The organism is Streptomyces amritsarensis (genome assembly GCF_001953875.1).
GTDB classification, from domain to species: domain Bacteria; phylum Actinomycetota; class Actinomycetes; order Streptomycetales; family Streptomycetaceae; genus Streptomyces; species Streptomyces amritsarensis.
The window spans coordinates 33,685-54,463 of record NZ_MQUR01000052.1; the positions used below are offsets into that span (position 1 = coordinate 33,685).

At 74.0% G+C, this 20,779-nt stretch carries 16 protein-coding genes and 1 pseudogene; 7 read left to right on the plus strand and 10 right to left on the minus strand.

The window, feature by feature from the left end; all coding sequences use genetic code 11:
• Positions 1–62 precede the first annotated feature (62 nt).
• The 3 genes from AVW11_RS21490 to AVW11_RS21500 all read right to left on the minus strand — a co-directional run bounded on the left by AVW11_RS21490 (position 63) and on the right by AVW11_RS21500 (position 2,963).
• Entirely contained in the window at positions 63–1,547 is a 1,485-nt protein-coding gene (locus AVW11_RS21490) for an eCIS core domain-containing protein (RefSeq protein WP_076045386.1), read from the minus strand.
• A gap of 194 nt (positions 1,548–1,741) precedes the next feature.
• Entirely contained in the window at positions 1,742–2,362 is a 621-nt protein-coding gene (locus AVW11_RS21495; protein WP_060180583.1) for a hypothetical protein, read from the minus strand.
• Between the two features lie 145 nt (positions 2,363–2,507).
• Positions 2,508–2,963 (minus strand): hypothetical protein, encoded by a 456-nt coding sequence (locus AVW11_RS21500; RefSeq protein ID WP_060180598.1) that lies wholly within the window; start codon positions 2,961–2,963, stop codon positions 2,508–2,510.
• Positions 2,964–3,050: 87 nt separating this feature from the next.
• Between AVW11_RS21500 and AVW11_RS21505 the strand changes: the two genes are divergently transcribed.
• Positions 3,051–3,785 (plus strand): alpha/beta fold hydrolase, encoded by a 735-nt coding sequence (locus AVW11_RS21505; protein WP_060180584.1) that lies wholly within the window; start codon positions 3,051–3,053, stop codon positions 3,783–3,785.
• A 20-nt stretch (positions 3,786–3,805) separates the two neighbouring features.
• Here AVW11_RS21505 and AVW11_RS21510 read toward each other — a convergent pair whose 3' ends face one another.
• The 5 genes and pseudogenes from AVW11_RS21510 to AVW11_RS37465 all read right to left on the minus strand — a co-directional run bounded on the left by AVW11_RS21510 (position 3,806) and on the right by AVW11_RS37465 (position 9,224).
• A complete protein-coding gene (locus AVW11_RS21510) occupies positions 3,806–5,005 on the minus strand; it encodes a vWA domain-containing protein (protein ID WP_076045388.1) in 1,200 nt (399 codons plus the stop codon).
• A gap of 16 nt (positions 5,006–5,021) precedes the next feature.
• Positions 5,022–6,188, minus strand: a complete 1,167-nt coding sequence (locus AVW11_RS21515) for an AAA family ATPase (protein ID WP_076045398.1) — start codon at positions 6,186–6,188, stop codon at positions 5,022–5,024.
• A 71-nt stretch (positions 6,189–6,259) separates the two neighbouring features.
• Positions 6,260–7,927 (minus strand): ankyrin repeat domain-containing protein, encoded by a 1,668-nt coding sequence (locus AVW11_RS21520; RefSeq protein ID WP_240528227.1) that lies wholly within the window; start codon positions 7,925–7,927, stop codon positions 6,260–6,262.
• Complete coding sequence (locus AVW11_RS21525; RefSeq protein ID WP_076045402.1) at positions 7,924–9,063, minus strand: leucine-rich repeat domain-containing protein; 1,140 nt, start codon at positions 9,061–9,063, stop codon at positions 7,924–7,926. The genes AVW11_RS21520 and AVW11_RS21525 overlap by 4 nt, the downstream gene beginning before the upstream one ends.
• Positions 9,064–9,151: 88 nt before the next feature.
• Positions 9,152–9,224 (minus strand): annotated as a pseudogene (locus tag AVW11_RS37465).
• 209 nt (positions 9,225–9,433) lie between these two features.
• Here AVW11_RS37465 and AVW11_RS21530 point away from each other — a divergent pair.
• From AVW11_RS21530 to AVW11_RS35965, 4 genes are all read left to right on the plus strand, one after another.
• Positions 9,434–10,711 carry a hypothetical protein gene (locus tag AVW11_RS21530; protein ID WP_079250725.1) on the plus strand — a complete coding sequence of 426 codons (1,278 nt, stop codon included), beginning with the start codon at positions 9,434–9,436 and terminating at the stop codon, positions 10,709–10,711.
• A 253-nt stretch (positions 10,712–10,964) separates the two neighbouring features.
• Positions 10,965–12,083, plus strand: coding sequence for a mechanosensitive ion channel family protein (locus AVW11_RS21535; protein WP_030850641.1), 1,119 nt, complete (start codon positions 10,965–10,967; stop codon positions 12,081–12,083).
• 172 nt (positions 12,084–12,255) lie between these two features.
• Complete coding sequence (locus AVW11_RS21540) at positions 12,256–12,819, plus strand: DUF4291 domain-containing protein (protein WP_076045390.1); 564 nt, start codon at positions 12,256–12,258, stop codon at positions 12,817–12,819.
• 135 nt (positions 12,820–12,954) lie between these two features.
• Entirely contained in the window at positions 12,955–15,354 is a 2,400-nt protein-coding gene (locus AVW11_RS35965; RefSeq protein ID WP_143568877.1) for a bifunctional serine/threonine-protein kinase/ABC transporter substrate-binding protein, read from the plus strand.
• Positions 15,355–15,421: 67 nt separating this feature from the next.
• Here AVW11_RS35965 and AVW11_RS21555 read toward each other — a convergent pair whose 3' ends face one another.
• Positions 15,422–17,461, minus strand: coding sequence for a protein kinase domain-containing protein (locus AVW11_RS21555; RefSeq protein WP_076045392.1), 2,040 nt, complete (start codon positions 17,459–17,461; stop codon positions 15,422–15,424).
• 254 nt (positions 17,462–17,715) lie between these two features.
• Between AVW11_RS21555 and AVW11_RS21560 the strand changes: the two genes are divergently transcribed.
• Complete coding sequence (locus AVW11_RS21560; RefSeq protein ID WP_030850629.1) at positions 17,716–18,051, plus strand: GYD domain-containing protein; 336 nt, start codon at positions 17,716–17,718, stop codon at positions 18,049–18,051.
• A gap of 126 nt (positions 18,052–18,177) precedes the next feature.
• Positions 18,178–20,013 carry a glycoside hydrolase family 15 protein gene (locus AVW11_RS21565; RefSeq protein WP_030850626.1) on the plus strand — a complete coding sequence of 612 codons (1,836 nt, stop codon included), beginning with the start codon at positions 18,178–18,180 and terminating at the stop codon, positions 20,011–20,013.
• A gap of 45 nt (positions 20,014–20,058) precedes the next feature.
• Here the strand turns inward: AVW11_RS21565 and AVW11_RS21570 are convergent.
• On the minus strand, positions 20,059–20,779 hold a 721-nt coding region (locus AVW11_RS21570; RefSeq protein ID WP_420856388.1), incomplete at its 5' end, for a restriction endonuclease.

Here is a 20,779-nt window from a genome sequence, read left to right on the forward strand (position 1 = left end):
ACCGTCGACGCCCCCGGGCCGGGCGGACCCGGCACCCCGGGGGCGGCCGCGGCGAGCCGCGCCTACGCGGCCAGTTCCTGCTGGGCGGCCGTGCCGGGCAGTTCCCTCTCGGACCTGCTCTTGACGAGTTCGACGTTCTCGACGAACAGCTGGAAGAGCAGCTGGCTCGCGCCGAGCTCACGGCCGTTCTTGCCGTTGGCGCCCTGGGCGATGCCCAGGCTGTACGGTTCGTTGTCCTCGGCCTTCACACCGATGTACCCGCCCAGCGTGCCCTCGTTGGCGTTCGCGTTCTGGTAGCCCCCGCCGTTCGCCTTGCGGATCAGGTCGTTCTTGTAGCCCGGCCCGAGCGCCATGTGGTCCTGGTTGAAGAGCAGTTCGTGGGCGCCGGGCTTCAGGGTGAACTTCAGCTGGACCGCGTAGGCATCACCCTGGAAGGCGTAGTACGCATCGGCCTGACCCTGGTCCCCGAGGTGGGCCCCGACCGTCATGCCGGAGTACCCCTTCTGCCTGAACTCCTTCGCCGTGCCCTCGCCGCCCGCTATGTAGGCTGCCATCTCCGTCCGTGCGGCCTCGTCGCCCCAGTAGGTGAGGGCGCTGTAGGCCTCCTCGAAACTCATGGAGCGGTACAGCTCCATCCGCCCGGAGGACTCGGGCATCTTCTCCAGTTCGGCCAGGAGCCGGGGGCCGACGGTCGTGATGATCTCATCGATCCTGCGCGGCGGCTTGCTCGCCTTGAAGCCCCTGGCGCTCTTCTTGGAAGCGGCGATCTGCGCCGACTTGGCCTTGGCGGCGGAGCTGCTCGATCCGCCCATTCCCGCCTGCTCCTCCCAGTACTCGACCGTCAGCCGGTCCTGCGGGCTCGCGACGCGCTGCACCGCGTGGTCGGAAGGGGCGGCGGCCGACGGTGCCGCCTGGCGCTGCACGTCCGCGGCGGCAGCCTGGTGCCCGGGTGCCATGACCCGGCTGGCGTTCGCCTCCGCCTCCCGCTCGAACCGGTCCGACGGGTCGGAGACCTTCAGCCCCGATCCGTTGTCGGTCCCCGCGACCGGCCCCTGGCGCTGCTGGATGACATGGGTGAGTTCGTGGGCGAGGGTGTGCTTGTCGCCGCCGCCGGCGCCGATGACGACATGGCTGCCGGAGGTGTAGGCGCGGGCTCCGACCTCTGCGGCGGAGGCCTTGGCGGCGCTGTTGTCATGGATGCGGACGTCGGAGAAGTCCGCACCGAGGCGGGCTTCCATGTCGCTGCGGGTGGCGTCGTCCAGAGGGCGTCCGGGGGCGCGCAGGACGTCGTGCACCGCGGACCGCTGCACCGCCGGCTGTTCGGACGCCTGATGCCCGCATCCCTCGGTGTGCCGGTGCTGCTCCTGCTCCCGGTCGGCACTCGCCCGCCGGAGCATCTGCACGACCGCGGCGTTGCCCGCACTCGCCTGTAGCCCCATCAGCCCCGCGGGCGCCGCGGCAGCCTGCTGCGGAGCCGCGGAACGGCGCGAGGACTGCAGCGAAGAGTCGTCGGTCTTCTGTGTCGGGCGGGGGTGCCTGGGAGTCACGCGATCGCCTTTCCGTACGTCGGGGAAGCCGCTTCGCGGCGGCTGCCGGGCCACACCCCCGACAGGGCGATCACCCTTCGTGACCAGGGGTTCTGAAGCATTATCAGCCGACTTTCCGACGCGAGGCCAACGATCGGCGCCCGGCGGCGACTCTCTGCCCGGACGTACATCCCGCCGTGCAACCGGAGTGCCCGTTAAGGCAGACCCACCAGACCCCAACCGCGCCGGGCTGCCTCCGTGGTGATGTCGCCCCACTCCCGCAGGAGCGCGATGAAGTGCTCGAAGGAGGCCGGGCGCCCGGCCCAGCCCTCGCACTCCGCGGCGAACGCCTCACGCAGCTCCTCCAGACGGCACTCCGCACGCGCCCAGGCCCGTACCTTGCCGGGCAGCGCCTCCGGCGGGCACACGAGGAGGACCGACGAGCGCCAACGATCGGCGGCCGGCGGGAAGAACCCTCCGCCGCCGCTCGGCGCGGGATCGTCGGCGGGGTCCTCGTCCCAGATCAGCCCGGTGAGGAAGGCGTCCACCGCCGCACGCAGGGACGCGTCGGCGAAGGGCCGCATGTCGTCCCATGCGTCGCCCGCGCGGGCGTGCGGAGCGAACGAGCCGCTCGTGCTGCGGAAGTCGTACTCGGCACACCACGCGGCCTCGCGGTCCGGGGGCCACAGCCAGCTGCCGGCCGTCCTGCCGCTCTGGTACCCCTCGTCGTCCGCCGCCCACAGCGTCGCGTCGCCGAGCGCCTGGATCCGCTGCTCGACGGGGACGCCGCCCAGATGCTTCCAGTCCGCCATGCACAGTGTGAGATCAAGACCCATGGCGGCAGCTTAGGCAGATTCGGCGACGGCGGACGACGGCGCTGTGGACGAGGTTCGCCACCGTCCGCAGCAGCTCGGCGGAGCTGCCGGTGCGGGCCGAGCCGACCGGCGGCCCGGCCGGATCCGCCCGCGCCGCCGGTTCAGATCAGCGGACCCGTCCGGAGAGCCACGGCGTGAGCGAGACGCCCGGCACGAGCTCCTTGAAGGTCTCGTCGCCGGGAAGGGGGACGCAGAGGCGGTAGCCGGGAGGGAAGCGCCGCGCCGTGACGAAGGCCAGTCCGCCGTAGACGGCCGTCAGGAACGGTGGGACGCAGTCGCGGGGGACGTCATGGAATACCACCCCGTCCACCGTGATCGCCGCGTCGTCCTCCGGGAAGAGCCGGATGCTGACGGCCGGGCTGCCGCCCAGGTCCACGAACGCCTCGTGGGGCAGCGACCCGTCGGGATCGGTGGCGCAGAACAGCGGCGCGGAGCTCCTGCGCGACGTCCGGTCCGCGCCGATGTCGTGGGTGACGGTCATGGCCCGGCGGTATGCGGCTGCGACGGCCCGTATCGCGGCGACGGCCGACTCGGTGGTCGGCAGGTGGGTGCGGTGCGTCATGCTCCCGATCATGCCGCATCCGGCCCGGCCGCCAACTGCCCCCTCGGTAGAGTGTGTTCGAGACGATCGCGGAACAAGGGGGAACCGATGGCGGCTGCCGACGCACCACCCATCGTCTTCGTGCACGGGACCCGGTTCAGCGCGGGGCAGTGGAGCCCACAGCTCGCCGCACTGCAGGCGGACTTCCCCGTGACCGCCGTGGACCTGCCGGGCCACGGAGCCCGCTCGGCGCAGCCGTGGAGCCTGGCCGCGGCCTCGGAGGTCATCGCGGCCGCGGTGGACTCCCTCGACCGCGGACCCGCTCTCGTCGTCGGGCACTCCCTCGGCGGCTACGCCGCGCTCGAGTTCGCGCGGCGCCGCCCGGAACTGCTGCGGGGGCTGGTCCTCGCCGGAGCCAGCGCCTCGACGAGCGGCGCGTGGGCGCTCCCGTACCGGTGGGTCGCCGGGCTCGTCCCGCGCATTCCGGCCGACCGTCTGACCCGGTGGAACGACCGGCTGCTGCGCCGGCTCTACCCGCCCGAGGTGGTGGCGGCGACCATCCGCGGCGGCTACGCATTCCACACCCTGCCGGCGGCCTGGGGCGAGGTACTGGGCCGCTTCGACGCGGGCGCGATGCGCCACGTGGACGCGCCGGTGCTGATCCTCAACGGCGAGAAGGACAGCGTCTTCCGTGCCGGCGAGAAGCAGTTCGCCCGCGCCCACCCGCACGCCCGCGTCGAACTGATCCCACGGGCGCGGCACCTCGCGAACTTCGACGATCCCGAGGCGTTCACCGGCGCCGTCCGCCGCTTCGCCCTGCACCTTCCGGAGCGCAGCCCGTAGCGGGGCGCGCCGCCCGCGGGCTACGCCGGGCCGGGAGCCACGCGTACGGTCTCCACCCACGGCGGGGGAGCGGGCGCGTCCTCGCCGATCAGCGCCGCGATCAGACGGCACGAAGGCGTCTCCTCCGGCCACGGCGTGTACCCGTCGGTCAGCACGACCACCATGTTCGGCCGGTCGGGCAGGGCCAGCGCGGCGCCGATGCCGACCCGCATGTCCGTGCCCCCGCCGCCGGCCAGGACCACCTCCCCGGCACTGCGCACCCGTGTCACGGCGTGCACGTCGGCGTCGCAGGCAAGGACGGCGACCCGGTTGCCGCCGACGCCGACCTCCCGCAGGACACCGGTGACCTCGGCGAGCGCGGCCGCGAGGTCGTCCGGGCCCATCGAACCCGAGGTGTCGACGACGACGGCGACCCGCGGCAGCGGCCTGCGCAGGCTGGGAAGGACCACCCGGCCGCCGAGCGCGGGCGTGCGGCGCGAGGGGCGTCGGTAGGTGTAGTCCACCGCGCCGGCCGCCCAGGCGGCGGCCTCGCGGACCGCTCCCGCCAAGACCTGGCGCCAGTCGACGGCGGGTTCGAGGAGCTCCTCGGCCCAGCGGGCCCAGCCCTGGGGGACCCGGCCCCGGGTGCGCCGGTGGGCCCGTACCGCCTCGGCGGTCTGCCGGCGCAGCGCCTCCGCCTCCACCGGGCCGACCCGGGCGGGGCCGCCGTCCTCGCCGAGCTCCCAGGGCATGGGGGTGCCGTGGGCGCCGGAACCGCAGTCCGGCCCGTGGGGCGTGGGGGGAATTCCCGGCAGGTACGCCTCGAACAGTCCGCCCGTGGGCAGCCCGAAGAGCCTGGGCTCCATCCGGCCCTCGGGCAGCGCCAGCCCGTCGGCGAGCAGGTCGTCGTTGATCTCGCAGTCCTGGGCGGTGTTGACCCGGACGTGGTCGCGCTGGTCGGCGGCGGGCAGCCGCTCGGCCCGGCCGTGGTGGTCGCGCAGCAGGTGCGCCACCTCGTGGACCCAGACCCCCGCCAGCTCCACGACCGGGGTCGCCTCGACGAAGGCGGGGCAGACGTAGCAGCGCCAGTGCCGGTCGACGCCCATGGTGCGCACCCCGGCCGAGGGGACCACGGTCAGGGCGTACAGCGCGGAGGCGAGGTACGGCCGGGCCTCGGCCGCCTGGTACCGGGCCGCCAGCAGCTTCGCACGGTCCAGCTTCGGGGCCGGGTCGGGGCGCACGGCGGACGGCCCGGGCTCAGCCGCCGCCCGGCAGCGCGCCGGACAGCTGGAGCAGTTCCACGAAGGCGTCGATGCCGGCGGGCACCGGCCAGTCGAGGTCGCGCATGGCGGCGAGGTCCGCGGCGGCGCGGGCGGCGACGTCCGGCACGCCCGCGTCCACGGCCTTGGCGAGGACCGCCCAGGCCGCCTCCCAACGGGGGCGCGTGAGCTCGCTCTGCACGGCCGCGACCACGGCGATGAGGAAGGCCAGCTGCCGGTCGCCGCGCTCGGGCAGGGCGAAGGCATCGGGATCGGCCAGTACCCGGTCGGGGTCCGGCAGGTCGAGGTGTTCGAGATAGGAGAGCAGCTCGATCCCGGCGGCCTCGCCGACGGCGCCGGTGAGCGCCGCGGCCAGCGCTTCCCGCCCCGTCGAGGCCGCGTACCCGGTGGCCAGCAGCCTCAGGGCCATCTCCCAGGTACGGGGCGACGGCCAGCCGCGGCCCCGCCCGGCTGCCTCGGCCGGCATGTGGTGGACCAGGCCCGGCCGGGCGGTGAGGAAGCCGGACACGGCGCCGCGGGCGCGGGCGACGGCCCCGGAAGCCCTGCCGGGATCGACGGTGGGGATCGCCACCTCGGGCCAGGTGCCGGCCATGCCGCGGGCCACGGTGCGGGGGTTGTGCGTCCAGTCGAGGTGGACGAAGCGGTTGGCGAGCGGTGGGCTGAGGTGCCAGCCGTCCGCGGCACTCGCGGGCGGGTTGGCCGCGGCGACGATCCGCACGGCCGCCGGGAGTCGCAGGCTGCCGACCCGGCGCTCCAGGACCACGCGCAGCAGGGCCGCCTGCACGGCCGGCGGGGCGGAGGACAGCTCGTCGAAGAACAGCAGCCCGTGGCCGGTGCGGGCGAGGCGCACCGCCCAGTCCGGCGGCGCCATGGGAACGCCGGTGGCGGCGGGGTCGTCGCCGACGATGGGCAGTCCGGAGAAGTCGGAGGGTTCGTGGACGCTGGCGATGACGGTCTCCAGCGGTACGCCGAGCGCGGTGGCGAGCTGCTCCATGCCGGCGGACTTGCCGATGCCGGGCTCACCCCACAGCAGGACGGGCTGATTGGCCGTCACGGCCAGAGCCAGCGCCTCCAGTTGGGCGTTGGTGGCGGGCTCGGTACGGGTGGCGCCCAGCCGGGCGCCCAGGGCGTCGGCGGCGGCCAGGGCCCCGGCGGGCTGCGCCCCGGCCGGCTGTGCCCCGGCGGGCTGTGACCCGTTCGCATGCGCACGCGCGCTCACGCGTCGTCCTTCTCGTCCTCTTCTTCCTCCCGGTACTCCATGTGCTCGTCGAACCAGTCGGCGCCGATGCCGGGGAACTCCTCGTCGACGCGGTCCCGGAGGAACGCGAGGTCGGTCCGCCGGTAGCGGCGGATCTCCTGGGACAGCGACAGTTCCATCTCGTCAAGGACGTCGATCCGCGCGCCCGCCGCCAGCAGGGCCCTCACCAGGTCCGCCGAACCGCCCCAGTGCACCGCCGACAGCAGCGGGGTGCGGTCCGTCTTGTCCCGCGACTCCAGGTCGAGTCCGGCATCCAGCAGCCGCGGCAGCAGCACCTCGTGGTCGAGGAGGTGGAGTCCGTGCAGCAGCCCGCGGTGGCGGCCGTCCCGGATCCGGGGGTCCACCCCGGCGTCCAGGAGCGCCAGCACACCGGGGGTGTCGCCGTGCTGGACGCGCAGGAACAGCTCCTGCCGCTGGGCCCGGAGGCCGCGCGGCAGCCGCCCCTCGCCCGTGGTCCAGATCTGCTGGACGGCGAAGCATCCCGAGACCGCCCCGCCGAACGCCCGCATCGCACGCTCCCGTTGCTGCTCCTGCGGGGTGTGCGGCACCTCCAGTACGCCGTCCCGCGAACGCACCTCGTGCCACCCGCCGCGACAGCGCACCCGTACGGGCCCGCCCGCGTCGGGGCCGGGTGGGCCGACGGCCGGGCCGGCCTCGGGGAACAGCGCGGCCGCCACCAGCGGATGCAGCTCGCGCGGGGAGATCCGGCCGGTCCGTACCAGTTCCGCATCGGGGAGGCGCTGCCAGGCGTACCGGGGCAGCAGCGGGACGGTGGCAGCCTCCACCGGTTCGATGACGCGGGCCAGGAGCGCACCGGTACCGCCGGGTTCCAGCAGGAGGGAGCAGCGCCAGTCCACCGGGATCCGGTACCGGTCGCCCGCCCCGGCCGCCACGAGCCGCACCGCCTCCGGCGCGAGCCGGGTGAGGTCGACGGGCAGCTGCGCCAGGAGGGCCTTCGGGTCCGCCGGACGCTGGTACTCCCGCGCGGTGGGCACGGTCAGGTCGCAGGTGATGCCCGCGGCCTCGAAGGCGCCGACGGTGTCACCCGCGGCCCGCAGCCGGGCGATCCGCTCGGCGAGGCCGTCCGGTTCGGCGAAACGCGCGCCCAGCTCGGGTGCGCGGCGCGCGTCCCAGAACGGCCGGATCGAGGTCCAGTCCTCGGGGACGAAACCACGTCCCGTGTACTTGTTGTACTCGGGGGTGACAGGCGCGCAGTGCAGGCGCAGCCGCTGCGGGCCCTCGCTCATGAGGGGTGTGGTGACCGACAGCGCCGGCCCACCGGGGCCGTCGTAGGTGGCGAGCACGATCCGCAGATCGGTGGCGATGGTGGTGCGGCCGCCCAGGAGGCGGGGCAGGTGCCAGCGCAGCAGGTCCGGGGCGAGGTGGCGCAGGTCCTCGGCCGCCGCCTCGGCCACGGCGGGGCCGTAGCGGGCCTCGATGTCGGGCAGCTCGAAGCCGACGTCCACGGCGGCGGCCGCGCAGGCCGCCCGCCAGTCGCCGGCCAGCCGGTGCGCGGTGGCCTGCTCGATCATCCAGCCGGGCACGGCGTGGCGGCGGATCCGCTGCCAGGCGGAGGCGTCCTGCGCCGTGAAGCCGCCGGCGAGTACCGCGTTCGCCAGGCTCACCGGTACACGCTGCCGATGGCTCGCACGTCGGGGTGCGCGGCCCGGGCGGGGCGCAGCCGTTCGGTGAAGGAGCGTTTGACGCGGCGGGGGAGTCCGGGGCCCAGTCCGACGTACTCCAGCCGGCTGTCGTCGCGCACCGCCGCCAGGAGGCTCTTCGCACCGCGCCCCGTCAGGCCGGTGTGGCGCAGTTCCAGCCGGCGCAGGGGGCTGCCGGGGAGGGCGGCTGCCAGGGCGTACGCGCCTTCGTCGCCGGGGTCGTTGCCGGGAGCCCCGAGGCTGCGCTCGGACAGGGTCCGGCCGAGGTCGAGGGTTTCGATGCCGCCGAGGGACGCGGCCAGCGCGTGCGCTCCGGCGGGGCCGATCCCGTTGCCGCCGAGGCCGAGGCGGACCGGGCGCGCGGAGTGGGCCGCGGCGGCGGCGAGGGCCGCGGCGCCCTCGTCGCCGAGGTGGTTGGCGGGCACGTACAGCTCCCGCACGCCGGCCACCCGGATCAGGTCGGCCAGCAGCGGTGCAGCGTCGGGCCCGAGGCCGTTGCCGCCGAGGAAGAGCCGTTCCAGGGGCTGCTCGCGCTCCAGCAGGGCGTCGAGCAGGAGGCGCACGCCGTCGGCTCCGATCCCGGTGTTGACCAGGTCGAGGGTGCGCAGCGCAGTGTTGCGGCGCAGCAGCGCGGCCAGAATGCGGGCGCCTTCCCCGTGGAGCGGGTTCCGCTTGAGCCACAGGGCGCGGACGGTCGTGTCGGCGGTGAGCGCGCCCGCGAGGGCGCCCAGGCCGTCGGGGCCGATCCGGTTGCAGCCGAGGTAGAGGGTGCGCAGCCCGTGGCCGTCGGCGGTGAGGGCCTCGGCCAGGGTGCGGGCGCCGGTGTCAGCGATGGCGTTGGTGCCCAGCAGCAGGTGGGTGGCGTGCGGGGAGGCGGCCGCGGCCGGGAGCAGCCGGGCCGCACCGGCCGGGCCGAGGCCCTGCTTGCAGAGGTCGACGCGGCCGTCGGCGCGCAGGGTGCCGAGCGGGAAGGCCTCGTCGGTCTCGACGGGCCGGTCCGCGGCGAGCCGGGCGAGCAGCGGGTCGAGGCCGGCCGGGTCGGCCGGCGGCAGGTCGGGGTGCTCGATCGCGGGGCACCGTACGGGTGTCGGCTGTGTCATCACCACTCCACCGGTTTCCTTCGCCGGTGCCCGGCGTCCATCACGACTTGAAAGAAGACGATTGCTGCGGATGTTGCTGAAGTAGACGCAAGACCGGTCGGATTCGAACCGACGTCCTCCAGCTCGATGCGTGGGCGCGACGACCTCTGCGCTACGGCCTTGCTGCCGGGGATCATACCCACACGGCGGCCGAAAATCGATCACCAGTTTGGCCTGGTGGCGGGCGCCTGCGTCGCGGGTGTGTGCGCAAGACGTACGGGGCGGCGATGGACGCCGAACCGGACGCGCGGGCAGTGGAGTTGAGCCAGTCCTGACGACTGCGGCCGGTGTGCCTGGTGACGGTGGAGGCGCCTATGTAATGTCACATCGCATGATGCTTTTACGTCGTGCGGCATCGGCCGCCGCCCTCCTCGCCACCGTCCTCCCCCTCACGGTCGCCCCACCCGCGCACGCCGCCGACGACGACGGCGCGGCCGCCTGCCGCCCGCCGGCCTCCGTACCGCTCGACGCCGAACAGTCACGGCTCGCGGACCCCCGTACCGGCGCCCTCGTCGAGCGCGCCGGCCTCGCCGACTTCGTACGACGATTCCCCGCCGCCCTGTGCACCACGCGCAGCCGCACCGAGGCCGAACGACTCCTGGACTCCTGGGGCCAGGCCCTCTGGCAGGCCTCCGTACGGCGGGCCCAGGGCCAGCGCGCCGGAGGAGACCTCGCCGCCGGGGACGACCGGCCGCTGTACTGGGCACGCCTCGGCATGACCGCCGCACTCGCCCGCTGGCAGCCGGAGTTCCCCGCCGACAAGGCGGCACTCCGCGCCCGCCTGGAGGACGCCTCCCGCGGCCTCACCGGCAACGCCTTCCGGCCGGCACCCGGCGTACGGAGGATCTTCATCAGCGGGTTCGACCCCTTCGGACTCGACGCGGAGATCCGCCGCGCCAACCCGTCCGGTTCGGCGGCCCTCCTGCTCAACGGACGCCGCATCACCCTCGCCGACGGCACCGTGGCCGAGATCCGCGCCGTCGTCCTGCCCGTGCGGTACGCCGACTTCGACGCCGGCATCGTGGAGCGGGCGTTCACCCCGCACCTGGCCGGCCCCGCCCCGGCCGACATCATCACCACCGTCAGCCAGGGCTACCCCGGCATCTTCACCCTGGAGGACTGGGCGGGCCGGGCCCGGTCCGCCGACCCCTACCCCGACAACGCGCGCGCCCTCTCCGGAGGTACCCGCGAACGTCCCGTGACGGCCCCCGGCCTCGGCCCGGGCCCCGAGTTCATCCGCACCACGCTTCCCGCCGGCGCGGTGACCGCGGCCGTCCAGACCCCGTATCCCGTCCTCCTCAACAGCGAGGTGACCGAGATCCCCGCGGGCGCCACGGCCCCGGTCGACCGGGCCGACGGCCCGACGCCCGGCTCCCGCGCCGTCGCGGGCGGCGGAGGAGGCTACCTGTCCAACGAGGTCGCCTACCGCTCCAACCGGCTGCGCGCCGAACTCGCCCCGCACCTGCCCGGCGGCCACCTCCACACCCCCGTGCTCACGGGCCTGCCCGCCGACCCCCAACTGCTGACCGGTCCCGAGTTCGAACACAACGAGAGCGCGATCGCCTCGGAAGTCCGCGCCGTACTGGAACACGCCGCCGTGCGGCGGTAGTCGACGCCGTGCCCGCCGCCCGCCCGCGGCCCCACGCGGGGCCCGGCGCACGGCCCAGCACGTGGCCCCGCCTGCGGCGGGCCACCCCGTCATGGGGCAGGATGGCAGCCCGTTCCGGATGCGTACACACGCCCGAACGCGGCCTACAGCACGACGAACTGACAGGTGACAAGGTGACGACACACCTCATACGACGGCCGGCGGCGTCCGCCGCCACACCCCCGGGCCGGCGCCGCGCGACGGAGGGGGTCCGTTGAACCGGGATCTCGTCCTCCACGACTGGCTCGTCGCGGGTATCGCCCTGGCGGCGGGCGCCGCGGCCGGACTGCTGCTGCGCACCCTCCTGCGGTGGCTGGGCCGACACGCCGAGCGGACCCGCTGGCGCGGCGACGACATCATCGTCGACGCGCTGCGCACCATCGCCCCGGGCGCCGCGCTCATCGCGGGCGCCGCGGTGGCCGCCACCACCCTGCCGCTCACCGCGCGCGTCTCGGGCTTCGTCAACCAGTCCCTGACCGCGCTGCTCATCCTCATCGCCACGCTCAGCACGGCACGCGTCGTCGCCGGCCTCGTGCAGTCGGTGGCGGGGACGCGGGCCGCAGTGGCCGCCTCGGCCTCCATCTTCGTCAACATCACGCGCATCGTGGTCCTCGTGATGGGCGTCCTCGTCGCCCTGGAGACCCTCGGCGTGTCCATCGCGCCCCTGGTCACCGCGCTCGGCGTGGGAGGCCTGGCGGTGGCGCTGGCCCTGCAGGACACCCTCGCCAACCTCTTCGCCGGTGTGCACATCCTCGCCTCGAAGACCGTGCAGCCCGGTGACTACATCCGGCTGACCAGCGGCGAGGAGGGCTACGTCGTCGACATCAACTGGCGCAACACCGTGGTGCGCAACCTGTCCAACAACCTGGTCATCATCCCCAACGGGCGTCTCGCACGGACGAACATGACCAACTTCACCCAGCCGGAACAGCAGTTCTCGATCATGGTCCAGGCGGGGGTGGGCTACGAGAGCGACCTGGAGCACGTCGAGCGGGTGACCCTCGAGGTCGTCGACGGCGTGATGGCCGACATCAACGGAGCGGTCCCCGACCACGAAGGAGCCGTCCGCTTCCACACGTTCGCGGACTCGCGCATCAACTTCACGGTGATCCTGGGCGTCGGCGAGTTCAGCGACCAGTACCGGATCAAGCACGAGTTCATCAAGCGCCTGCACCAGCGCTTCCGCTCGGAGGGGATCTCGATCCCGGCCCCGACCCACACGATCGCCCTCCAGCGCGACGAAGCCGTGACGCCGCTCCCGCACACCCCCGTCCCCCACCAGCGCACGGCTTCCCCGTCGACCCCCGTGGAACTGACGGACACCCGGAACTGACGAACGGCGCAACCCCCGCGGCAGCGGGCTCCGTCGGCCCCGCGACCGCCCGCCGGAGCCCGCCCGCCCGCCCGCCTCCCTTCCCGCCCGCCCGCTTCCTGCCCGGCCGTTCGCCGCCGGCGGCGGAGAAATGGATTGCGATGCGCGTGGAGCGTTCGGCAGGGTACGTCGCGTGGCATCCCAGTACCAGATCCGCGCCGACTACGATGCCCGCACGATCGTGGTCTACCAGGCGTACAGTCCCGCCATCGCGGACGCGGCGCTGCGAGCGGGCCGCTTCACCGCTCCGTTCTCCTTCCACCGGATGACGTGGATCAAGCCCTCGTTCCTGTGGCTCATGCACCGCAGCAACTGGGCCCGCAAACCGGGCCAGGAGCGCATCCTCGGGGTGCGGATCACCCGCCACGGCTGGGAGGAGGCCCTGTCCCGGGCCGTGCTCACGACCGCGGACCCGGCGGCCCTCGCGCACGCACCCGTACACGTCCAATGGGATCCGGAACGGTCGTCCCGCGGGGCGGCGCTGAACCACTACAGCATCCAGGTCGGCATCGGCCGGCACCTGATCCGTACGTTCACCGACGACTGGATCGTCAGCCTCACCGACCTCACGCCTCAAGTCCGCAAAGCCGCCACCCTGCTACAGACCGGGCATGCCGCCAAGGCTCAGCGGCTGCTCCCCGCAGAGCGCCCCTACCCCCTCACCCGGGCATGGGAAGACCTCTGCCCCGACAGGTGACGGCCGGCTGCGTCCTGTTCCGCTCCGCCCGGCGGGCCGCAGGAGCGGTGCCGGCGGTGCCGTAGCAGTGCAGTGGGGGGTGATCAGGCCATTCTTTCGTCACCTGATCGGCCCCCCAGGATCTAGAGTGTGCGCGTGACCGAGCAGAATCCCGAACTCATCGCCGGCCGCTACCAGCTGGTCGAACGCATTGGCCAAGGCGGTATGGGCCGGGTCTGGCGTGGGCGGGACCAGCAACTTTTCGGGCGCGAAGTTGCCGTCAAGGAAATCCTCTTCCCTCCGGGCATGGACGACGGCGACCGCGCGGCGCTGCTTCGGCGGTTCACCGGCGAGGCCCGCGCAGCGGTCACTATCAGCCACCCCGGGATCATCACCATCCATGACGTCGTCGAGCACGACGGCGCCCCCGTCATCGTGATGGAGCTCATCCGCGGGCAGTCCCTGGCCGCGGCCATCCGCAGCCGGGGCCGACTGCCCGTGCGGCGGGTGGCCGAGATCGGGGCCGCCATGCTCGACGCCCTGGCCGAAGCGCACCGGGCACGGATCGTCCACCGGGACATCAAACCGGACAACGTGCTCCTGACCAAGGACCGCGTGGTCCTCACCGACTTCGGCATCGCCCACCTCGCCGACGCCACGACCAGGCTGAGCCACACCGGGATCGTCATCGGCACGCCGCAGTACATGCCGCCGGAGCAGCTCGAGGGCAAGCGGCCGACCCCCGCGAACGACCTGTGGGCGCTCGGAGCCACCCTCTACCACGCGGTCGAGGGATGCCCGCCGTTCGACGTGGAAGGGCTCCACGCCCTTGCCGTGGCCGTGTTCACCCGCCCGCACCGGCCGCCGGTCCATGCCGGCCCGCTGGCGCCCGTACTGGACGCGCTCCTCGCCAAGGACCCGGCGCAGCGCGTCGGTGCGGCGGAAGCCGCCGAGATGCTCGCGTCCGTGCTGGCGTCCTGCGCCACCGGCGCCGACGCACCCCCCGGAGACGGGGCGGGCTACGACACCGACGCGGACGCCACCCCCGCACCCAGGCCCGCACCCACGCCCGCCCCCGATCCGAGGACGACACCGACACCCACACCGACACCCACACCGGCACCGGACGCGTCGCCGGAGCGGACCCGTACGGTCCTGGACGCGGGGTCCGGCTCCGACATGGCCGGTAGTCCCGTCCCGGACCGCCCGACGTATCCGCCCGCGCCCCCGGCCGAAGACCCGGTCACGCTCGAGCACGGGAAGGACCGGGAGCGGGCATCGGCCCCCAAGCGGTCCCTCACCCGGCGCTCCGTCATCCTGGGCACGGCACTGGCCACCCTCGCCACAGGCTCCGTCCTGACCTGGGCACTCACCCAGGACGACGACACATCCCGCGGCAGGGCGCCCGCCAGCGGCTCCAAGGCCTCCTCGGCCACCGTGGTCATCGGGGTGGACGCCCCCCTCAGCGGCGGGCTGTCCGCCATGGGCGCCGGTGTCAAGAACTCCGCCGACCTGGCGGTCGCGACCGCCAACGAGACCGGGCACGTCCCCGGCGTCACCTTCGAGATCAAGGCCCTGGACGACGGGGCGGACCCGGCCAAGGGCGCGCCCAACGCCGCCCGGTTCGTCTCCGACGACCGGGTGCTGGGAGTCGTCGGACCCCTCAACTCCGGTGTCGCCCGGACCATGGTGGCGCCGCTCGCGCAGGCGGGCGTCGTCAACGTCTCACCGGGCAACACCGACCCCGTTCTGACGCTCGGCCCCGACTGGGCGGCAGGCACCACGTCCCGTCCCCACTCCACCTACTTCCGTACCGTCGCCACGGACGTCGACCAGGGGCCGTTCGCCGCCCGGTACCTGCACGGCCGGCTGAAGAAGACCAAGCTCTACGTCGTCGACGACGCCGGCGCCCACGGCACCACGCTCACCTCAGGCTTCACGGCCGAGTTCACCCGGCTCGGCGGCACCGTCGTCGGCACCGAGCAGGTCGATCCCGCGGAACGCGCCTTCGCCGGCCTCGCCGAGAGGGTGCGGTCCTCGGGCGCCGACGCCGTCTACTTCGGCGGCTACCACGACACCGCGGCGCCGCTCTCCCAGCAGCTCAAGCAGGCGGGGGTGACCGCCCCCGTGATGGGCGGTGACGGCATCTTCGACCAGCAGTACCTCACGACCAACCCCAAGGCCGAGGGCGACCTCGCCACCAACATCGGGGTGCCCGCCGAGGAATCGGCGGCCGGGCAGGACTTCCTCTCCCGGTACCGGAAGGCCGGCTACCCGGAGGCGGCCGGCTGGTACGGCCCCTACGCGTACGACGCGACCTGGGCCGTCATCGAGGCGGTGAAGGCGATCGTGACGGCCAACGACGGCACCCTGCCGTCCGACGCCCGGGCGGCGATGCCGCAGGCCGTCGCGCGGCTCGCCTTCGACGGCGTCACGGGCCGCGTCGCCTTCGACGCGAACGGCGACACCGTCAACCGCACCCTGACGGTGTACGGAGTCAAGGGCGGCACCTGGGTGAGCGCGACGAGCGGCCCCGCCCCCGCCCCCGCCCCCTGACGCAAGCCCCCCCCGCGGGCGGTGAAGCGGTGACGGGTGGCGGGGCCGGACGCCGGGCCGGCCGCCCTCAGCGCCAGGAGGGGTGCCCCTCGGCCGCGCCGCCGGCGGTGAGCGCGCGCTCGCCTGTCTTGTCCGCGCGCACGGCCCAGACCACGGGCTTCTCGTACGTGCCGCGGACGAAGGCCACCCAGGTGCCGTCGGCGGACCAGGCGGGGTCCATCTCGTGGGCGCCGCCCGCGACCAGCTCACGATCGTCACTGCCGTCGGCGTCCACGAGGCGGATGTCGCCCTGAGTCCCCGTGCCGTAGGTCCCGGCCGTGTAGGCGAAGGTGGTGCCGTCGGGCGACCACACCGGGTCGAGTGCCGGATGGGGCAGCCGGGTCACCTGCTGCGGGGCGCGGTTCGGATCGTCCGGGTCGACCACGTGGATCTGCCAGTTCTCGGGCTCCGTCTGCAGGCAGACCGCGATGCTCCTGCCGTCCGGCGACCACGCGGGATCCTCGACCGGGCCCTGGCCCGACGTGAGCTGGCGGACGGTGCCGTCGGCGACGACGACCACGAACAACTGCTGCACCCCGTCCTTCGTGCGCAGCACGGCGAGCCGGCTGCCGTCCGGCGACCAGGAAACCCGGCCGCCGGCGACGGAGGTGATCCGCCGCGCGTTCGAACCGTCGGCGTTGGCCGTCCAGACGGCCGTGCCCTCGGAGGTACTGCGGGTGAACGCGAAGGACCTGCGGTCGGGGGACCACTGGGGCAGCATGTCGCACGCGCCCGCGCCCCCGGCGATGAGCTGCACGGGCTTCTCCGCGGCGGCGTCCCGGCGGGCGATGACGCTGTGGCAGGTCGCGGGCCAGCCCGGGGCCGTGTCCTGCCGGATCAGCAGGGGATCGGCCGGGAACGGGGCAGGGGTGGACGCGGACCCGGTGGGTGTGGCGGCGCCGGGCTTGGCATCGTCCTTCGCCGAGTCCCGCCACGGCTGCCACACGAACAGCCCGGCGGCCGCGAGCGACGCCACGAGCAGCGCGGCCAACGCCGCACGGCGGCGCCGCGGCTTCCCCGGGGCCGCCTGCGGCACCGGCGCGGGGACGGGGGAGAGCCGCACGGCGGGGCCGGTCACGGTCCCCGGCTGCTCCCCGGGGAGTTCCGCGCCGGGGGGCCCGTCGGCGTCGGCGCCGGCGTCCGGTACGGGGAGGTCCTGCGCGGTGTCCGGCCGGCCTTCCGGCGCGGTCGGCGCAACCGTCGGTTCCGGCGGTGGGAGCAGCGATGTCGCCGCCTCCGGCAGCCAGGAGCCGCCGTCCGGGTGACGGACGGTCAGGGAGGCGAGGAAGGCGGCCGGGGTGGGCCTCGCGGCCGGATCCTTGGCCAGGCAGGCGCCGATGGCTTCGCGGAGCTCGGCGGGCACCGCGGTCAGGTCCGGCTCCTCGTAGACCACCTTGTAGTGCCGGGCCGCGGACGGGCCGTCGCCGAAGGGGGCGCCGCCCGCCGCCTGGGTGAGCACCACCCCCAGGGCGAACATGTCGACCGCGGGGGTGAGCGCCCGACCGCCGGTGAGCTGCTCGGGGGCCAGGAATCCGGGGGTGCCGACCTGCAGGCCGGTCTGTGTCAGGGCCGTTCCGTCCAGGGCCCGCGCGATGCCGAAATCGATGACACGCGGCCCGTCCTCCGCGACGATGATGTTGGCGGGCTTGAGATCGCGGTGGATCACTCCCGCCCGGTGGATCGCCTCCAGCGCCTCGGCCAGGCCGGCCGCCAGGACGGTCAGGGTGTCCGGGGGCAGCGATCCGACGCGCGCGAGGACTGCTTGCAGGGTGGGACCGGGTACGAAAGCCGTGACCAGCCAGGCCGGCTCCCCGTCCGGGTCGGCGTCGACCACCGGCGCGGTGTGGAAGCCGCCGACCCGCCGCGCGGCCGCGACCTCGTCGGCGAACCTGCGCCGGAACCCCGGTTCGGTGCTCAGCTCGGGACGCACGACCTTGACGGCGACCGCACGGCCGGACTGCGAGCGCCCCAGGTAGACGACACCCATGCCCCCCTGGCCGAGCCGACCCACCAGCCGGTACCGGCCATCGCCGAGCGAGGTCGGATCACCCGTCTCGAGCGGCTTCATATGTCCCCCGTTTCACACCTTGCGCAATGAACAGCCTCTCCTTACCCGGCGCGTCGACCACCAGTCAAGCGAGGACCCTGCGCGGGCTCCCCCGGATGCCTTCCGTGATCCGCCCCACGGCCGCAGCCGGCCCCTATCTGATCGGCTGCGGGCCGGGACGGTCGTCCGTCCGCGCGCAAGGGGGACGTGTGGTGGCGCCGCCGCGGTTCCGGCGTGCGGCACGGGCACCCTTCGAGGGACGAAAGGGAGCAGCGATGCCACTGTATCTGTCGAGGTTCAGCTATACGCCGGAGACCTGGGCGAGACTGACCGGCCACCCCGAGGACCGTTCCGAGGCCGCCCGGACTTACATCGAGTCCGTCGGCGGACGCCTCCACGGCTTCTGGTACGCCTTCGGCACGCACGACGGCTACAACCTGTGGGAAGCCCCGGACAACGTGTCGATGGCCGCGGTGGCGCTGGCGATCAGCCGCGGTGGCGCGCTCCGCTCGTTCGAGACGACCGTCCTGCTGACGGTCGAGGAGACCCTGGAGGCTCTCCACCGGGTCGAGCAGGTCGGCTACCGGCCCCCCGGCGCACAGGGGCGGTAGCGCCGCCGCGCGGGCCGGCGCCCGTCCGGCCCGCACGGCACCGCCGGACCCCGCAGCCAGGAGCGGTCTAGCATGGAGGGAAAGGCTCCATTCCCCGGCCCGGGCCGCAGCGGCAGGGAGGCCCGTATGGCATTCGGCACGGCTGGATTCGAGGAGTCGGACGGCGGCCGTTACGTCCCGATCTCCGAGCACGGACTGATCGGCGATCTGCGCACAGCAGCCCTGGTCGGCACGAACGGCACCATCGACTGGTACTGCTGCCCGCGCTTCGACGCGCCCAGCGTCTTCGGGTCCATCCTCGACGCCGATCGGGGCGGGTCGTTCGAGTTGGCCGCCGAGGTCCCGACCCGCACCCGGCAGTTCTACTTCCCCGACACCAACGTGCTGATCACCCGGTTCTTCGCCGCGGACGGCGTGGCGGAGATCCAGGACTTCATGCCGGTGGTCGACGAGTCGCGCGAAGCCTCCCGGCACCGGCTGATCCGGCGGGTGCTGTGCGTCCGCGGGACCCTTCCCTTCCGGGCCCGGATCGCCCCCCGCTTCGGCTACGGCGCCGAGGCGCACACCACGCACCTCGAAGGCCGCACGGCGGTGTTCCGCTCCCCGTCGCTGACGCTCGCGCTGACCGCCACCGCACCCCTGGAGACCGACGGCCTGGACGTGTGGTCGCACTTCAAGCTCCTCGAAGGCGAGTCCAACGTGTTCGCCCTCGACCGGATCGGCGACGACGCCCCGCCCCGGTCGTGCCCGCGCGCCGAGGCCCAGGAGCAGGCCGAGGCGACCGTCCGGTTCTGGCGCAACTGGCTGGCGGGTTCGCGCTACCACGGCCGCTGGCGCGAGATGGTCAACCGATCCGCGCTGGTGCTGAAGCTGCTCACCTACGCGCCGACCGGTGCGATCGTCGCGGCACCGACGACCAGCCTGCCCGAGCAGGTCGGCGGCGAACGCAACTGGGACTACCGCTACGTCTGGGTCCGCGACGCCGCCTTCTGCGTCTACGCGATGCTGCGCCTGGGATTCACCACGGAGGCCGAGGCGTTCATGGGCTTCATCTCGGAGCGGGGCATCCTGCGGGGCACGGGGGCCACCGGTCCGCTACAGATCATGTACGGCATCGACGGGCGCACCGAACTGCCCGAGTACGAGCTCGCGCACCTGGAGGGATACCTGGGCTCGGGACCGGTCCGGGTGGGCAATGCCGCCACGGGCCAGCTGCAGTTGGACATCTACGGTGCGCTGATCGACTCCATCTACCTCTACGACAAGTGGGGGCAGCCGATCAGCAGCGACCGCTGGGACGAGGTCGGTGCCGTGGTGGACTGGCTGTGCGAGCACTGGGACCAGCCCGACGAGGGGGTGTGGGAGACCAGGGCGGGCCGGCGCAACTTCGTGTACTCGCGGCTGATGTGCTGGGTGGCGCTGGAGCGCGCGATGCGCCTGGCGAACCGGCGCGGCCTGCCGGCGGACCTGCCCCGCTGGCGCGAGTCCCGGGACGCGATCTACCGGCAGATCATGCGGCGCGGCTGGTCGGCCGAGCGGCGGGCGTTCGTCCAGGGACTCGACGACCACGTGCTGGACGCCTCGCTCCTGATGATGCCGATGGCCAAGTTCGTCTCGCCCACCGACCCCAAGTGGCTCTCCACCCTGGACGCGCTCGGCATGGACCTGGTCTCCGACTCGCTGGTGTACCGCTACGACCCGACCGCCAGCCCCGACGGCCTGCACGGCCCCGAGGGCACCTTCTCGATCTGCTCGTTCTGGTACGTGGAGGCGCTGGCCCGCGCAGGCCGGCTGGAAGAGGCCCGGCTCGCCTTCGAGAAGATGCTCACCTACGCCAACCACCTCGGGCTGTTCGCGGAGGAGATCGGCCCGACCGGCGAACAGCTGGGCAATTTCCCCCAGGCCTTCACCCACCTCTCCCTGATCAGCGCCGCCTTCAACCTCGACCGTGCCCTGGGGTGAGGGCGGCGGGCGGGCGATGGCCGCCCCTCCGGCCGACGTCCGACCTCAGCTCGACGGCGTGCCGGGCGCGGGCGCGCCGACGGCCGGCTCCCACGGGGGAGGCGCTCCGAGTTCGGTCCACGCGGCCAGGCCCTCGCCGTCCACGCGGACGATCCCGCAGGCGTCGGCGTACTCGGCGGCCGGCGCCGTGAAGGAACTGGTCGTCACGATGACGGCGACGTCTGCGTCGTGGACCGCGAAGCAGGTCCCGCCGAAGCGCTGGAGGTCCTGCGAGCCGACCCGGTTGTCCTCGGCGTAGTGCTTGCACTGGAGCACCACCCGCCGCCCGTCCGCCGTCGTCGCGAGGACGTCGGCGCCCAGGTCGCCCGCGCCGCCGACCACCTCCACCGAGATGCAGCCGTCCCGCGCGCACAAGGCGGCCACCGTGTGCTCGAATCCGTCCGCGTCGACCGCACCGTGGTCGAGGGCGCCACCCCCGACGTCGGGCAGCTCCGCGGGCGGTTCCGCGTACGCCGCGGGCCCCGGCGCGCGCACCCGCCGCCGGCTCGGAGCCAGGCTCCACCTCGCCAGGAGCGCGCCGAGCAGCAGCACGCCCAGGGCGACGACCGGAGCCACCGGGAGCCCGCCGTCCGTCTCGGCGGCGGCCTTCGAGAAGGCCGCGAGGCCCGCGATGCCGGTGCCGAGCAGCCCCAGCGCGAGCACCGCGTCGCGGCCCGGCGATCCGGCCCGCCGCGCGGTACCGGTGCCCCGTACGGGCGCGGGCGCG

Coding starts and splice junctions, on each gene's coding strand:
- AVW11_RS21495 (WP_060180583.1), bottom strand. CDS start 2,362: ATGGGTCTTGATCTCACACTGTGCATGGCGGACTGGAAGCATCTGGGC.
- AVW11_RS21500 (WP_060180598.1), bottom strand. CDS start 2,963: ATGACGCACCGCACCCACCTGCCGACCACCGAGTCGGCCGTCGCCGCG.
- AVW11_RS21505 (WP_060180584.1), top strand. CDS start 3,051: ATGGCGGCTGCCGACGCACCACCCATCGTCTTCGTGCACGGGACCCGG.
- AVW11_RS21525 (WP_076045402.1), bottom strand. CDS start 9,063: ATGACACAGCCGACACCCGTACGGTGCCCCGCGATCGAGCACCCCGAC.
- AVW11_RS21530 (WP_079250725.1), top strand. CDS start 9,434: ATGATGCTTTTACGTCGTGCGGCATCGGCCGCCGCCCTCCTCGCCACC.
- AVW11_RS21555 (WP_076045392.1), bottom strand. CDS start 17,461: ATGAAGCCGCTCGAGACGGGTGATCCGACCTCGCTCGGCGATGGCCGG.
- AVW11_RS21560 (WP_030850629.1), top strand. CDS start 17,716: ATGCCACTGTATCTGTCGAGGTTCAGCTATACGCCGGAGACCTGGGCG.
- AVW11_RS21565 (WP_030850626.1), top strand. CDS start 18,178: ATGGCATTCGGCACGGCTGGATTCGAGGAGTCGGACGGCGGCCGTTAC.